The sequence below is a fragment of the Fictibacillus sp. 23RED33 genome, from assembly GCF_015903925.1.
Taxonomy (GTDB): Bacteria; Bacillota; Bacilli; order Bacillales; family Fictibacillaceae; genus Fictibacillus; species Fictibacillus phosphorivorans.
This window is the reverse complement of record NZ_JACZDX010000003.1, coordinates 210980-226058: the sequence shown is the minus strand read 5'-3', so window position 1 is coordinate 226058 and position 15079 is coordinate 210980. Positions and strand designations below refer to the sequence as shown.

18 protein-coding genes are annotated in these 15079 nt (G+C 40.5%); 15 read left to right on the top strand and 3 right to left on the bottom strand.

Features of this window, described 5'->3' with window-relative positions; genetic code table 11:
• Window positions 1–30: 30 nt before the first annotated feature.
• Window positions 31–582, top strand: a complete 552-nt coding sequence (locus tag IHV09_RS12980) for a PadR family transcriptional regulator (RefSeq protein ID WP_197130855.1) — start codon at window positions 31–33, stop codon at window positions 580–582.
• A complete protein-coding gene (locus IHV09_RS12975; protein ID WP_197130853.1) occupies window positions 583–921 on the top strand; it encodes an iron-sulfur cluster biosynthesis family protein in 339 nt (112 codons plus the stop codon).
• Between the two features lie 20 nt (window positions 922–941).
• On the opposite strand, the gene IHV09_RS12970 is transcribed toward IHV09_RS12975, so the two are convergent.
• Entirely contained in the window at window positions 942–1847 is a 906-nt protein-coding gene (locus IHV09_RS12970) for a hydroxymethylglutaryl-CoA lyase (protein WP_197264670.1), read from the bottom strand.
• 146 nt (window positions 1848–1993) lie between these two features.
• Between IHV09_RS12970 and IHV09_RS12965 the strand changes: the two genes are divergently transcribed.
• The 4 genes from IHV09_RS12965 to IHV09_RS12950 all read left to right on the top strand — a co-directional run bounded on the left by IHV09_RS12965 (window position 1994) and on the right by IHV09_RS12950 (window position 5854).
• Window positions 1994–3193: an acetyl-CoA C-acetyltransferase gene (locus IHV09_RS12965; RefSeq protein WP_197264669.1), complete on the top strand. Its 1200-nt coding sequence runs from the start codon at window positions 1994–1996 to the stop codon at window positions 3191–3193.
• Window positions 3194–3237: 44 nt separating this feature from the next.
• On the top strand, window positions 3238–3930 hold the full coding sequence (locus IHV09_RS12960; RefSeq protein WP_197130847.1) for a CoA transferase subunit A: 693 nt from the start codon (window positions 3238–3240) through the stop codon (window positions 3928–3930).
• A gap of 16 nt (window positions 3931–3946) precedes the next feature.
• The gene (locus IHV09_RS12955) at window positions 3947–4600 is read left to right on the top strand and encodes a CoA transferase subunit B (protein WP_197130845.1); all 654 of its coding nucleotides are present in this window, start codon (window positions 3947–3949) and stop codon (window positions 4598–4600) included.
• Window positions 4601–4684: 84 nt separating this feature from the next.
• Window positions 4685–5854: a thiolase family protein gene (locus tag IHV09_RS12950; protein ID WP_197264668.1), complete on the top strand. Its 1170-nt coding sequence runs from the start codon at window positions 4685–4687 to the stop codon at window positions 5852–5854.
• A gap of 49 nt (window positions 5855–5903) precedes the next feature.
• Here IHV09_RS12950 and IHV09_RS12945 read toward each other — a convergent pair whose 3' ends face one another.
• Both IHV09_RS12945 and mciZ read right to left on the bottom strand, forming a co-directional pair.
• Complete coding sequence (locus IHV09_RS12945) at window positions 5904–6815, bottom strand: aldo/keto reductase (RefSeq protein WP_197264667.1); 912 nt, start codon at window positions 6813–6815, stop codon at window positions 5904–5906.
• Window positions 6816–6942: 127 nt separating this feature from the next.
• Window positions 6943–7077 carry a Z-ring formation inhibitor MciZ gene (gene mciZ / locus IHV09_RS12940; RefSeq protein WP_066395881.1) on the bottom strand — a complete coding sequence of 45 codons (135 nt, stop codon included), beginning with the start codon at window positions 7075–7077 and terminating at the stop codon, window positions 6943–6945.
• Between the two features lie 98 nt (window positions 7078–7175).
• Here mciZ and IHV09_RS12935 point away from each other — a divergent pair, with 98 nt between their 5' ends.
• The 9 genes from IHV09_RS12935 (at window position 7176) to IHV09_RS12895 (ending at window position 15066) form a co-directional block, all read left to right on the top strand.
• Window positions 7176–7724 (top strand): NUDIX hydrolase, encoded by a 549-nt coding sequence (locus IHV09_RS12935; protein ID WP_197130834.1) that lies wholly within the window; start codon window positions 7176–7178, stop codon window positions 7722–7724.
• Window positions 7725–7746: 22 nt separating this feature from the next.
• Entirely contained in the window at window positions 7747–8913 is a 1167-nt protein-coding gene (locus tag IHV09_RS12930; RefSeq protein ID WP_197264803.1) for an endonuclease Q family protein, read from the top strand.
• A 62-nt stretch (window positions 8914–8975) separates the two neighbouring features.
• Window positions 8976–9611, top strand: coding sequence for a stage II sporulation protein M (spoIIM, locus tag IHV09_RS12925; RefSeq protein ID WP_066395870.1), 636 nt, complete (start codon window positions 8976–8978; stop codon window positions 9609–9611).
• A gap of 120 nt (window positions 9612–9731) precedes the next feature.
• The gene (locus IHV09_RS12920) at window positions 9732–10202 is read left to right on the top strand and encodes a Fur family transcriptional regulator (RefSeq protein ID WP_144699257.1); all 471 of its coding nucleotides are present in this window, start codon (window positions 9732–9734) and stop codon (window positions 10200–10202) included.
• A 203-nt stretch (window positions 10203–10405) separates the two neighbouring features.
• Complete coding sequence (locus tag IHV09_RS12915; RefSeq protein ID WP_370568628.1) at window positions 10406–10636, top strand: YqzK family protein; 231 nt, start codon at window positions 10406–10408, stop codon at window positions 10634–10636.
• A gap of 11 nt (window positions 10637–10647) precedes the next feature.
• On the top strand, window positions 10648–11538 hold the full coding sequence (gene xerD, locus IHV09_RS12910) for a site-specific tyrosine recombinase XerD (RefSeq protein ID WP_197130831.1): 891 nt from the start codon (window positions 10648–10650) through the stop codon (window positions 11536–11538).
• Between the two features lie 113 nt (window positions 11539–11651).
• Window positions 11652–12836, top strand: coding sequence for a phosphopentomutase (gene deoB / locus IHV09_RS12905; protein WP_197130829.1), 1185 nt, complete (start codon window positions 11652–11654; stop codon window positions 12834–12836).
• Window positions 12837–12860: 24 nt separating this feature from the next.
• Window positions 12861–13673: a purine-nucleoside phosphorylase gene (locus tag IHV09_RS12900; RefSeq protein ID WP_197130827.1), complete on the top strand. Its 813-nt coding sequence runs from the start codon at window positions 12861–12863 to the stop codon at window positions 13671–13673.
• An 88-nt stretch (window positions 13674–13761) separates the two neighbouring features.
• Window positions 13762–15066 carry a pyrimidine-nucleoside phosphorylase gene (locus IHV09_RS12895; protein WP_197193917.1) on the top strand — a complete coding sequence of 435 codons (1305 nt, stop codon included), beginning with the start codon at window positions 13762–13764 and terminating at the stop codon, window positions 15064–15066.
• The last annotated feature ends 13 nt before the right edge of the window (window positions 15067–15079 follow it).

Sequence of the window (15079 nt, the reverse complement as noted above, 5' to 3'; positions counted from 1 at the left end):
AAACAGTACAGAAAGAAAGAAGGGTATCACATGGCGTTAAGGTATGCGCTGTTAGGTTTATTGGCGAAAAATGAAGCAACAGGTTACGAGTTAACACAGCAATTTAAAGAAACAGTTATTCATTTTTGGACAGCCCATCACACGCAGATCTATAGAGAACTTTTAAAGATGGAAGAAGAAGGACTCACACAATCTAAGACCGTACAGCAAAGTGATTATCCAGATAAGAAGATATATGCGATTACGGATAAAGGTTTTGAACAGTTGCTAGAATGGATGCTGAATAAACCTGTAAATGCACCAAAGCTTAAAGACGATCTGTTGTTAAGGGTATCTATGTTTCATTTTATCCCTACAGACAAAGCGATAAACTTTTTAGAGACGAGTAAGAATCATCATAAAATGGGTTTAGAGATGACAAAGCAATGGTTAGACGATCATTTTCCGAACGGTACGTACAAAGAGAATGAGTTGGGTGAATATCTAACTATTGAATTTGCCATACGATACATGGAGAGCTGGTTGTCCTGGTGTAATTGGGCAATAAAAGAATTAAAAAAGAAGGGTGAGTTAGAAAAATAAATGGAAATCGTATTTACTGACACAGCATTAGAGCGTTTGGAAAAAAAGATGCAAGGTAATGCAGGTTATTTAAAACTCAAACATGATACAGAAGGTTGCGGCTGCGTTGTGAGTGGTGTAGCTGCCCTAGTCCTAGTTGATCAAACAGAAGAAAACGATACAAAAATTGAGACGAATGGTCCAGATCTTTTCATGGAGTACAATACAGCAGTTTTCTTTGCTGAAAAGATGACGATCGATGCTCCAACAGGCAACCACTTTTCATTAAAAAGCCCTGGAGAGATGCTGAATCCTTCAATGAAATTTTACGATAGAACGAAACAAAACACGGGCATGTAAAAAGCCCGTGTTTTGTTTTGTTAATGCTGAGGAACGTTCTTTAACAGTTGAAACTGCTTGCTTGAAACAGATTTTGAAAGATGAGGAGATATGTAAGCTGCTGCTTCAAGCAGTTTATCAAGGTTAATACCTGTTGATATTCCCATTTGAGAAAGCATGTAAACAACGTCTTCAGATGCTACGTTGCCTGAAGCTCCGGGTGCAAATGGACATCCGCCAAGGCCTCCTGCTGAAGTATCGAAGCGGTCGATGCCAGCTTGAAGACTCGCAAAAATGTTTGAGAGAGCCATTCCTCTCGTATCGTGAAAATGAGCGGTTAAAAGTGTTGTACCCCTCAGATGATGTTTTAAAAGGGTAAACAGTTCAAAGCATTCTGATGGATTAGCCATACCGATTGTGTCTGCCACACTCAGTTCATCAACACCCATCTCCTCAAAGTCCAGGCAAATTTTTAAAACATCCTGTTCATCAATCTTTCCTTCGAACGGGCAATAAAAACTGGTAGAGATACAAGCCCTAACAAAAAATCCTCTGCGCTTTAAATCTTGAATCAGAGGTCTTAATTCATTCATGCTCTCTTCTGTAGATTTGTTAATATTCTTCTTGTTGAACGTGTCACTGACACCGACAAACACCGCAATATGCTTCACTCCAGATTCAACAGCTAAGTCGATTCCTTTTTGGTTTGGAGCAAGGACAAAGTTTCGTTGATCGTCTAGGCAGCTATCGATAATTACAGATGCATCTTGCATTTGAGGAACCCATTTCGGTGAAACGAACGAGGTGAGCTCCATTTCTTGAAAACCTGCATTTTTTAGTAGTGAAATGAATTCTATCTTATTCTTTGCAGGTATTAAATTTTTCTCGTTCTGAAGGCCATCTCGCGGCCCGACTTCTATAAGCGTAACTCGTTCAGGTAAGTCCACTAATGTAAACCCCTTTCTTGAAAACGTTTTCCTAATGTTATTTTAACTAAAAAAAATCGTCTGTTGCAACACATTTAACTTGTTATGGTATGATAAAAAGGAATTTTCAGAAATTTAAAAAGAGATCTACAAGGAGGAGACTAGTCATGGTTTCAAGGGAGAGAGATGCTGTAGTTGTAAGCGCTGTCAGAACGCCGATCGGAAGCTTTATGGGAAGTTTCAAAACGGTTGCCGCAACAGATTTAGGAGCTATCGCGATTAAAGATGCATTAAAAAAAGCGGGTATCCCACATGATTCAGTAGATGAAGTCATCATGGGAAATGTTCTGCAAGCAGGCCTCGGACAGAACCCAGCCCGACAAGCAGCCATTAAAGCTGGATTGCCGAATGAAGTATCGAGTATGACCATTAATAAAGTATGCGGTTCAGGTCTTAAGGCTATTCATCTAGCGTGTCAAGCAATCTGGCTGGATGAAGCAGATATTATCGTTTGCGGTGGGATGGAAAACATGAGCCAAGCTCCTTATCTTTTGAACGGAGCAAGGGATGGACTTCGAATGGGTAACGCTCCTATGGTAGATTCCATGATTCAAGACGGATTATGGTGTGCATTTGGTGATTATCATATGGGAATTACAGCGGAAAATCTATGTGAGACACACTCATTGTCTCGTGAAGAGCTAGATGAGTTCGCAGCAGAAAGCCAAAGAAAATGTGCACAAGCTCAAGAACAAGGGAAATTTAATGACGAGATCACACCGGTTGAAATTCCTCAACGTAAAGGTGATCCGCTTATAGTTGATACAGATGAATATCCGAAGCCGAGTTCGACGGCTGAAAAGTTAGGAAAACTTCGCCCGGCATTCAAGAAAGATGGCATGGTTACGGCGGGTAATGCGTCAGGCATCAATGATGGTGCAGCAGCACTTGTTGTGATGAGCAGAAAGAAAGCCGAAGAACTAGGACTAAAACCGATTGCCGTCGTAAAAGCCAACGCGAGCGCGGGTGTTGCACCAGAAGTGATGGGTATCGGACCAGTGGAAGCCGTTAAGAAACTGTTAAAGAAGACTGAGTTAAGCATGAATGACTTTGACCTTGTTGAGGCAAATGAAGCATTTGCGAGTCAATCGTTAGCTGTTGGCAAGGATCTTGAATTTGATAAAGAAAAATTGAATGTGAACGGTGGAGCGATCGCACTCGGGCATCCAATCGGAGCAAGTGGAGCAAGGATTGTCGTGACATTGCTTCATGAGATGAAACGCAGAAATGCAAAACGTGGTCTTGCAACGCTCTGTATTGGTGGTGGCCAAGGGGTAGCATCGGTTTTTGAGAACGAAGAAAAATAAATGAATGATTAAAGACAATGATCGTATGAAAAGGAGAGAGAAAAATGAAACCAATATTGAACTCAGCAATTGAAGCTGTAGCAGATATAAAAGATGGATCTACCCTTTTAGTAGGGGGGTTCGGACTTGTTGGAATTCCTGAAAACTTAATCTTAGCACTAGTAGAAAAAGGAACGAAAGATCTTACCGTCATTTCGAACAATTGTGGAGTGGACGATTGGGGGCTTGGCCTTTTACTAAAAAACAAACAGATCAAAAAGATGGTAGGTTCTTACGTAGGTGAAAACAAAGAGTTTGAGAGACAAGTATTATCAGGTGAGATAGAAGTAGACTTGATTCCACAAGGTACACTTGCTGAAAGAATTAGGGCAGGCGGTGCAGGAATTCCAGCGTTCTACACACCTGCTGGAGTAGGAACACCGATTGCTGAAGGAAAAGAAACACGTACGTTTAACGATAAGGAATATCTGCTAGAAGAGGGAATTGTAGCTGACTTCAGCTTGATTCGCGCAGCAAAAGGAGATAAAGCAGGGAACCTGATCTATAACAAAACAGCTCGTAACTTTAATCCGATGATTGCGGCGGCAGGAAAAGTGACGATTGCTGAAGTAGAAGAGATTGTTGAGATCGGTGATCTGCACCCAGATTACATACATACACCAGGAGTATATGTTCAAAAGTTGATTGTCGGAACACAAGAAAAACGCATTGAACGACTAACTGTAAAACAAGGGTAAGAGGAGGGAGACCATTATGAATATTAGAGAAAGAATTGCTAAAAGAGCTGAAAAAGAGATCGAATCAGGATTTTATGTAAATTTAGGGATCGGAATGCCAACGATGGTTGCCAATTTTATTTCCGATAATAAAGAAGTCGTTCTACAGTCAGAGAACGGACTTTTAGGGATCGGCCCTTATCCGCTTGAAAGTGAAGTTGATCCCGATCTGATCAATGCAGGGAAAGAGACCGTAACGGCAATTAAAGGAGCTTCTTATTTTGACAGTTCTGAGTCGTTTGCCATGATACGTGGCGGTCACATCGATATCGCGATACTAGGTGGAATGGAAGTTTCAGAGAATGGTGATCTAGCTAACTGGATGATTCCAGGTAAGATGATAAAAGGAATGGGTGGGGCGATGGATCTTGTGCATGGAGCAAAGAAGATCATCGTCATCATGGAACATGTGAACAAAGCGGGTGACAGTAAGATCTTAAAACAATGTCAGCTTCCCCTAACAGGAAAAGGTGTCGTAGAACGAATCATCACCGATCGTGCTGTTATGGACGTTTCTGATAAAGGTCTTGTGTTAAGAGAAGTAGCAGAAGGATATTCTGTTGAGGATGTAGTAAATTCCACAGAGGCAAAACTATCTGTTGCAGAGGATGTTAAGCTAAACGCTTATTAATAAATTCTTCACTATATGCCATGCACGATAAAGTTTATGATCCATACAAAGTTCTTAATCTTTTAAATAATGAGGTGCAATCACATGGCTATCTATATTATAGATGGGGCTAGAACGCCGTTCGGATCATATGGAAAATCCTTGACCGGTGTGAGTCCAACAGACTTAGGTGAGATATCTGCTCTAGAGGCGATGAAACGTGCCAACATTTCTCCAGCAGATATAACGGATGTAGTTTATGGTAATGTTATTCATTCGAGCAAGAATGCCGCATATGTAGCGCGACATACTGCTTTAAGAGCAGGAGTGCCAGCAGACGTTCCTGCCATGCTCGTCAACCGCTTATGTGGATCTGGATTGCAAGCTGTCGTTTCAGCGATGCAGAACCTACGTGATCAGGAAGAAGGAATCGCGCTTTCTGGAGGCATTGAAAATATGTCACAGTCGCCACACGTTTCTTTTTACCACCGGTTTCATAATCAAAAGTTTGGCCCAATCACGTTTGATGATATGCTACTTCAGACGTTGAGTGATGAATACATTGGGTGTGGCATGGGTATTACAGCTGAAAATTTAGCTGATCAATATTCCATTACACGAGGAGAGCAAGATGAGTATGCAAGTCTCAGTCATAGAAAAGCGGCTGAAGCAAGAGAGAGTGGAAGATTTACAAAAGAAATCGTTTCAGTACCACTAAAAAACGGAGCTCTTTTTACAGAGGATGAAGGGATCAAACCTGAAACATCTGTTTCTTTGCTTGGCGAATTGAGGCCATCTTTTCAAAAAGACGGAACAGTTACAGCAGGGAATTCTTCTTCTATTAACGATGGCGCCGTGTCGCTTATTCTTGCTCACGAAAAATCGGTCAAAGAGAAAGGTTTAAAACCGCTCGTAGAGATCGTTTCATGGGCAGTAACAGGCGTCGATCCATCGGTGATGGGAATTGGTCCTGTACCTGCGATTCAGAAACTGCTGCAAAAAACAGGTCTTTCCATCGATGACATTGGTTTGTTTGAAATCAACGAAGCGTTTAGTTCTCAATACTTAGCTGTAGAAAAAGAACTACAATTAGACCGCGAAAAAACGAACGTGAATGGAGGAGCGATTGCACTCGGTCACCCTGTAGGTGCAAGTGGTGCAAGGCTATTGCTTACATTGAGTTATGAAATGAAACAACGTCAAGAAAAGTATGGAATAGCGAGCCTATGCATTGGCGGTGGGCAAGGAATTGCGATGTTACTAAAACTAGTATAAAAAAAGTCCCGTGAAGCGATATCGCTGCAACGGGACTTTTTCTATTGGATTATGCTCGGTGCGTTTCGTAGATTTCAGCTGGAAAAATAGAGCGCAATGACTCTGACTCAGCTTCACTTAATGGTGGAGATTCAAAGGTTTTGATATTTTCTAAAAGTTGTTCAACAGAGCTTGCACCAGCAGACGCCGTTGCCACTGGCTTTTGTTGCAACACATATTGCAACGCTGCATGTGTGATGTTTTTATCACCTAAGACATCTTTAGATTTCTCGATCTTTTTTTGTATGTCAGCGCCGGTATGATGAAGAAACTTGCCATCAGCACTCTTTTGAAATGCTTTTTCACTCAACCACCCTTTTGCAACAGGCCCTCTTGCGATAACACTTAAATCCTTTGACGCGAGAAAAGGAAACAGTTCTTCAGGACGTCTATCCAACAAACTGTATTGCATCATGATGCTTTGAATATTCGAGTGCTCTGCAAAATAGTTGATCGTGTTCGGCCGTATAGATGAAATACCGTAATAACGAATATATCCTTCAGACACGAGTTCATCAAAAGCCTCGATCGTTTCATCCAGGGGATCATCGATCGTCCCTCCGTGCAGCTGGTAAAGATCAATATAATCAGTTTGCAGACGTTTTAGGCTGTCTTTTAAGGCGGATTTTATGTAAGCTTTAGAAGGATTCCACTTCCAACCGTCTCCAGGTTGACTCCAATCATTTCCGCCTTTTGTAGCAAGAATGATGTCTTGTCGAACATCTTTTAGTGTTTTGCCAATAAACTCTTCATTCCACCCAAACCCGTATAAATCGGCTGTGTCAAAATAGTTAATACCATGATCGAGCGCAGTCTTCACGATTTTCTCGTTCTCGTTCCCTAACTCGGGAGCAAGTGACATACATCCTAAGCTCAGTTCACTCACATACAGATCAGAAGAACCTAGTCTTCTTTTTTTCATCCTTTTCACCTCAACTTCATTCAATTTGTTTCTGTTCTAAACCTATCATAATGACATGAAAAAAGAAAAAACTCCGCACAAAAAAAGATGCGAATAAAAATTCACATCGTCAGCCGTCAAGGTGCGTTTATTTTTTCGGAGAAGTGGCGTTGATCCAGTCTTGAACAAGTTCATGCTGCTTACTATAATTTTGTAGCATATATTTGATCTGCCAAGCCTTGCCCACAAGCGTGATCCCTTTAGGTTGAAGATAGATCTTCATCTGCTATGCCTCCCTTATCGTCCTATTAAATGCAGTATTCCAAAGTATGATAGACTTTATGTAGAAAAGAAGATAAATAGACCATTGGAGTGTGGAATATGGAAAACTTATACGAAAAAACGGTAAGCAAAGAACAGGTATACAGCGGTAAAATCATTGATCTATATATAGAAGAAGTAGAACTACCTAATAAGAAGATAGGGAAACGAGAGATTGTTAAACACCCTGGAGCAGTAGCGGTACTAGCCGTAACAGATGAAGGTAAAATGTTAATGGTAGAGCAGTTCCGAAAACCACTCGAAAAGACGATCATTGAAATTCCAGCAGGTAAGCTTGAAAAAGGAGAAGATCCATTAGAATGCGCCAAGCGTGAGTTGTTAGAAGAAACGGGCTTTGCTTGCGAATCTATGGAGTCCATCGGCTCTTTCTACACCTCTCCAGGATTTGCAGATGAACTGATTCATCTCTACTATACGAACACTCTTACAAAACAAGGTGACCAGATGACAGATGAAGATGAATTCTTAAACGTACTTGAAATAAGCGTAGATGAAGCGAAAGAATTGATGAAACAAGAAAAAATTCATGATGCAAAAACAGCTTACAGTGTCATGTATATGGAGTTAAACCGTGCAGTCAAAAAATAAACTTCTGCCGTTCTTTGCAGATATGCATATTCACATCGGAGCATCTCAAACAGGAAAAGCGATCAAGATTACAGGTTCAAGATCCCTGACACTTCGCAATATTTTACGCGTAGCCAAACATGTAAAAGGTATGGATGTCATAGGAATCATTGATTGTCATTCGCCTGAAGTACTTCAGGAATTAAAAGAACTTGAACAAAATGGTTACTTGCAAGAGCACGAAGAAGGCGGCTTATTGATTGATGGATTAACACTAATACCAGGGGCCGAGATTGAGATAAACGATGAACATTGTAAAGGGCCGATCCACGTTCTTGTATATATGCCGAGTCTTGCTACGATGGAGAGGTTAAGTGCATGGCTAACTCCTCGAATGAAGAACATCCATCTAAGTTCTCAACGGATGTACGGCAGTGCTCTTGAACTTCAGGAGTTTGTGAAGAACGCTGGTGGGTTATTTATTCCAGCCCATATTTTTACTCCGTTCAAAAGTTTATACGGAAAAGGAGTAGATTCTTCTCTAACGGAAGTGTTAGATCCAGCTATGATAGATGGTGTTGAACTAGGTTTAAGTTCAAATACCGAGATGGCATCACGGCTTGAAGAGCTTTCTCCATTCACCTTCTTAACCAATTCTGATGCCCATTCATTAGAGAAAATCGCGCGTGAGTATCAAATGCTCTCCTTAAAGAAACCATCGTTTAAAGAATTTAAAATGGCTCTTCAAGGAAAAAATGGTAGAGAGATCATTGCAAATTATGGTCTCAATCCTTATCTCGGTAAATACTATAATTCGGTTTGTGAAACATGTTTTGAAGTATACCCACCAAACAGTGTGAATTGCGTTAAATGTGGAAGTAAGAAGTTCATAAAGGGAGTCAACGACCGGATCAATGAACTTCAAGGTACAAGAACAAGTAAAGTAAACAGACCCCCGTATATTCATCAGATACCGCTCGAGTTCATACCAGGATTAGGTCCAAAATCTTTAGTTAAACTGCGTGAAGCGATTGGAACAGACATGGATATCATACATTCTTCTACCCAAAGTCAGCTGGAGGAAATTGTTAAACCAGCTATAGCAGAACAGATCCTATCTGCTAGAAATGGAGAACTCTCTGTCCAAATAGGTGGAGGCGGAACTTACGGAAAAGTAATTCTCAATCATCCTAGTAAAAGTAAAAAATAAGACATACCTTCTCCCCTGATTCATAGAATAGGATTAAGAGATTCGGTGGAGGAGGCTTACATATGGAGAGTGCGCGCTATTACATGCAGCGGCATCTTGAAGAAAATAAAACGTTGTATGCGTTTGTTGGTGTTCTCTTTTTAATGGGTGTCATTTTTGGGGCAATCATCGTTAATTCGTTGAGTCTGAATCAAAAACAAGATCTATACACGTATTTATCACGTTTTTTTGTTCAAGCTGCTGAAGGTGGATTTACGAGCAAAACAGACATGTTCTTTCAAAGCTTTGGCCATTATTTAAAATATATGGGTCTCATGTGGATTCTAGGTTTATCTGTAATCGGGCTGCCTGTTATTTTAGTTATGCTGTTCTTAAAAGGGGTAGTGATCGGTTTTACAGTAGGATTCTTAGTGAATCAAATGGGATGGTACGGTTTTTTATTATCATTTGTATCTGTTCTCCCACAAAACGTACTATTAATACCTGCTTTTATTATCGTAACAGTCGCTGCAGTTGCTTTTTCTTTTAAAATGATCCGTCAACTGGCTTTTAAAAGGCACCACATGCCCTTTTTGCCTCAGCTGTTAAGATATACATTATTAGTCGCGGGTGTAGGTGTCATGGTATTACTTGCTTCAACGATGGAAGCCTTTTTTACGCCAGCCCTTATGGAACAAGTAATCAAATGGTCAATATAACTAGGAAGAATAATTATTTGTTTATAATAAGTTTAAATCGTTAATTAAAATGACTTTAAATTGACAACTTTTTTCTCCTTGCTTATAATTATCTTGTGCATACATAAGGAGGAAAAGGGTATGGAAAGCAGAATCGACCGTATCAAAAAACAGCTGCATTCACAAAGTTATAAGCTGACTCCACAGCGTGAGGCGACCGTGAGAGTCCTCCTCGAAAACGAAGAAGATCATTTAAGTGCGGAAGATGTTTATCTGCTCGTAAAAGAAAAGGCGCCAGAGATTGGTTTGGCGACCGTTTACCGTACTCTGGAACTCTTAACCGAACTTAAGGTAGTCGATAAGATTAACTTTGGGGATGGGGTATCCCGTTACGATCTTAGAACAGAAGGTGCTGATCATTTTCATCATCATCTCGTTTGTATCGAATGTGGAGCGGTGGACGAAATACAAGAAGACCTTCTTGGCGATGTGGAAAAAGTAGTTGAAGAAGGCTGGAATTTTAAAATTAAAGATCACAGACTGACATTTCATGGAATCTGTCACAGATGTCATCCTAAGGATAATAATGAAGGTGAAGGAAGCGAAGAGTAGCGCTTCCTTTTTGTATTTTGCTCTATAGCATTGAAATCGGGAACTATTATCTAAGAGGAATTAACACTCATTTAGAAGATATTAGGCAAAGAATATTTACAAAGTCCCAAGAATCGGGTAACGTATGATGTGTAGATTCAACTTTTATGTATAATCGGGGAACATGTGGGCATAACCTGTACTATATGAGGACAGGGGTGGACATGATGATTTCCTGGATGAAAATGGTTTGGAATACAACAAAGGTGTTCTTTGCTTTTTCAATTTGCACGCTCGTGTTTTATTTCGGTTTGCTTTGGATTAATCAAGAATATGAAAACTATCATAGATATGACGAACCAAAAGGTAAAGCTGTTAAAGTCTTTAACTTGAGTTCTGATAAGGACTCAAACGCTGTAAAAAGACTTTTTTATTTTTATCAGACCGGTGAGTAAGGAGGGGTAGAGTGAACGATCATGTTCAGGATTTTCTTCAATACATTATTGTAGAACGAGCCCTCTCAAAGAACACAATCGACTCCTATAAGAGAGATTTAACTCAATATGTACGGTATCTCGAAAAAGTCGAATCTCTTGAAACTATTCATGAGATTGACCGTAATCATATAATGGGATATCTTTTATTTTTAAAAGAGAATGGTAAGGCTTCCACGACGCTAGCGCGCAACATTGCGTCTATTCGGTCTTTTCACCAGTTTCTTTTAAGAGAGAAGGTCTCTAATCAAGATCCTTCTGTACATATTGAAACACCTAAAACAGAGCGGAAGCTTCCGAAAGTTCTATCTACAGATGAGGTTGAAGCACTGTTAGACACACCTGCTGCGAACGATCCATTCTCACAAAGAGATAAGGGCATGCTCGAGCTTTTGTATGCAACTGGCATTCGAGTTTCAGAACTTGTGCAGCTTAATATAGGAGATGTCCATTTAGATATGGGATTCATCCGCTGTATCGGCAAAGGGAACAAAGAAAGAATCATCCCTTTAGGAAAGATGGCCCAAACAGCAATCGAACGATATCTGCAAAATGGACGTTCAATCATGTTAAAAGGCAAGAAGACAGATGCACTCTTTTTGAATCATCACGGAAATCGTTTGTCTCGCCAGGGATTTTGGAAGATATTAAAGCAACTAGCAAGAAAAGCTCATATCGAAAAGGAACTTACACCGCATACACTTCGTCATTCGTTCGCAACTCATCTATTAGAAAACGGAGCGGATCTGCGTGCAGTGCAAGAGATGTTAGGACATGCTGATATTTCCACAACACAAATTTATACCCATGTAACGAAAACAAGATTAAAAGATGTATACTCCGCCTTCCATCCGAGGGCGTGAGCTTTCTTTTTTTGATAAGATGTCAGACTTCTGACATCATCAAGAATTTGTTTGTTGTTTCTGCTATAAGGAAATAGTAAATAAAGTGAATGTACGAATTTCAGGAGGACAAAATGAAACAATCACGTTTTAAGAGAACATTTTTAGTCGTAATGGATTCTGTAGGAATTGGTGAAGCGCCAGATGCAGAAAAATTCGGAGATAAAGGAGCTCACACGCTAGGGCACATCGCACGTGAGATGAACGGCCTCAACGTTCCGAACATGGAAAAGCTAGGTCTTGGAAACATTGATTCGACGATGGAAGGAATTCAGAAAGCAACGAATCCAATCGGACATTATGCGAAACTTCCTGAACTTTCAAATGGTAAAGATACGATGACGGGACATTGGGAGATCATGGGTCTTCACATACAAGAACCTTTTCAAACGTTTCCGGATGGCTTTCCTGATGAGTTGATCGACATGCTTACCGAAAAATGGGGTAGAGGAATTCTAGGGAACAAAGCTGCGTCAGGTACTGAAATTATTACTGAGCTCGGAGAAGAGCATGTGAAAACAGGAAAGTTGATCGTTTATACGTCTGCTGACTCTGTGTTGCAGATTGCAGCTCATGAGGATGTCGTTCCGCTAGAAGAATTATATGAAATCTGCGAAACGGCGAGAGAAATGACGCGTGAAGGCAAGTATATGTTAGGAAGAATCATTGCTCGTCCGTTTAAAGGTGAATCAGGAGCATTTGAAAGAACGTCTAACCGTCACGACTATGCCCTAAAACCTTTCGGAAGAACGGTTATGAACGAGTTAGAAGACGCAGGATACGACAGCATCGCACTAGGTAAGATCTCTGATATCTTTGACGGTGAAGGTGTGACGAAAGCCATTCGTACGAAATCGAACATGGATGGGATGGACAAGCTTGTAAAATCCATGGATGAAGACTTTACAGGTCTAAACTTTTTGAACTTGGTTGATTTTGATGCATTGTTCGGACATAGAAGAGATCCAAAAGGATATGGTCAGGCATTAGAAGAATTTGATGCTCGATTGCCAGAGGTTCTTGAAAAGCTAAAAGAAGACGATCTGCTTATCATCACAGCTGACCATGGAAACGATCCTGTTCATCATGGTACAGATCACACGCGTGAATATGTGCCATTGATGGTGTATTACAAAGGAATTAAAGAAGGTAAAGAACTTAACGTAGGGAACACGTTCGCTGATATTGGTGCGACCATCGCTGAGATTTATGATGTGAAAAAACCAAGTATCGGTCAAAGCTTTTTAAATCAACTTTAAGGTTAAGTTAAGGGGGAAATGAACATGTCAAAACAATTACAGACATCTGCAGATTTTATTCAATCAAAACTTACTTCTACTCCAAAAATAGGTTTGATCTTAGGCTCTGGTCTAGGAATCCTTGCGGAAGAAATTCAAAACCCAGTTATAATACCATACTCAGATATTCCTGAATTTCCTGTATCGACTGTAGAAGGTCACGCTGGACAGCTTGTTATTGGTGAGCTTGCTGGAAAACAAGTAGTAGCGATGCAAGGGCGTTTTCATTATTACGAAGGATACTCGATGGAAAAAGTAACGTTTCCAGTTCGTGTGATGAAATTGATCGGTGTTGAAACAATCGTTGTAACGAACGCTGCAGGCGGTGTTAACAAGGATTTTGAAGCTGGAGACCTTATGCTGATCACAGATCATATCAATAACTTTGGTAACAATCCGTTAATCGGTGCTAATGATGATTCGTTTGGCGTTCGTTTTCCAGATATGAGTGAAGCTTACACGTTGTCTCTACAGGACGTTGCACGTGGTGTAGCAAAAGACTTAAACATCTCATTAAAAGAAGGGGTTTACGCAGGTAACACCGGTCCTTCATACGAAACGCCAGCAGAAGTAAGAATGCTTCGTGTTTGGGGAGCAGATGCTGTAGGAATGTCTACGGTTCCAGAAGTGATCATCGCACGTCATGCTGGAATGAAAGTACTTGGAATTTCGTGTATTTCGAATATGGCAGCAGGTATCTTAGATCAGCCGTTAACACATGATGAGGTTATGGAAACTACGGAGATGGTAAAAGCCAATTTCCTTTCTTTAGTTAAAGGAATCGTTAAGGAAATCTAGCAGACAGTCTCTGCGTGAAGTCCGAAGTATTTAATTTAACTTTTAAAAATATGTTCATATGAAGTGATAAGAAAGTGGTGCTATTAACATGAGAATGGTTGATTTAATTCAAAAAAAGCGTGATGGAAAAGAACTAACAAAAGCGGAGATCGATTTTATTATTCAAAATTATACAAATGGTGATATTCCGGACTATCAAATGTCTGCATTTGCAATGGCTGTATACTTTAAAGATATGACAACTGAAGAGCGCGCGCATTTAACGATGGCGATGGTAGAGTCAGGTGATCAGATTGACCTTTCTGCGATCGAAGGGATTAAAGTAGACAAGCACTCAACGGGTGGTGTTGGTGATACAACGACTCTTGTTCTAGCTCCATTAGTTGCTGCACTTGATGTACCTGTAGCGAAAATGTCGGGAAGAGGACTTGGCCATACAGGTGGAACGATCGACAAATTGGAAGCTGTACCTGGGTTCCACGTTGAGATCGACAACCAAGAATTTATTGACCTTGTAAATAAAAATAAACTTGCTGTTATCGGACAGAGCGGAAACCTGACACCAGCTGATAAAAAGCTGTATGGTCTTCGTGACGTAACGGCAACAGTTAACTCTATCCCATTGATCGCGAGCTCGATCATGAGTAAAAAAATCGCAGCTGGTGCTGATGCAATCGTCCTTGATGTAAAAACAGGTGCGGGAGCATTCATGAAAACACCAGAAGAAGCGGAAGAATTAGCTAACGCAATGGTGAAAATCGGTAATGCGGTAGGACGTAACACGATGGCTGTTATCTCTGATATGAGCCAACCTCTAGGTCTTGCGATCGGAAATGCTTTAGAGATCAAAGAAGCAATCGATACGCTTAATGGTCAAGGACCAAAAGACCTTGAAGAACTTTGCTTAACTTTAGGTTCTCACATGGTGTATCTTGCGAAAAAAGCAGATTCACTCGAGCAAGCACGTGAGATGCTAAAAGAAGTAATCGCTTCTGGAAAAGCACTTGAAACATTAAAAGTGTTCCTAAAAGCTCAAGGTGGAGACGAATCAGTGGTTGATCATCCAGAAAGAATGCCACAAGCTGCACATACATTTGAGTTAGCTGCAGATGAAGAAGGCTATGTTTCTGAAATTGTTGCAGATGAGATTGGTACGGCGGCAATGATCTTAGGTGCAGGTCGCGCTACGAAAGAATCTGAGATCGATCTAGCTGTCGGATTAATGCTTAACAAAAAAGTCGGTGACCAAGTTTCAAAAGGTGATTCACTTGTAACCATCTACAGCAATACTGAAAATGTAGAAGAAGTGAAGAAGAAAATTCGTGAGGCTTATACGATTTCGAAAGATGCTGTAGAAGCTCCACCACTTGTTTATAAAGAGATTAAGAAATAATGAATACCAAAAA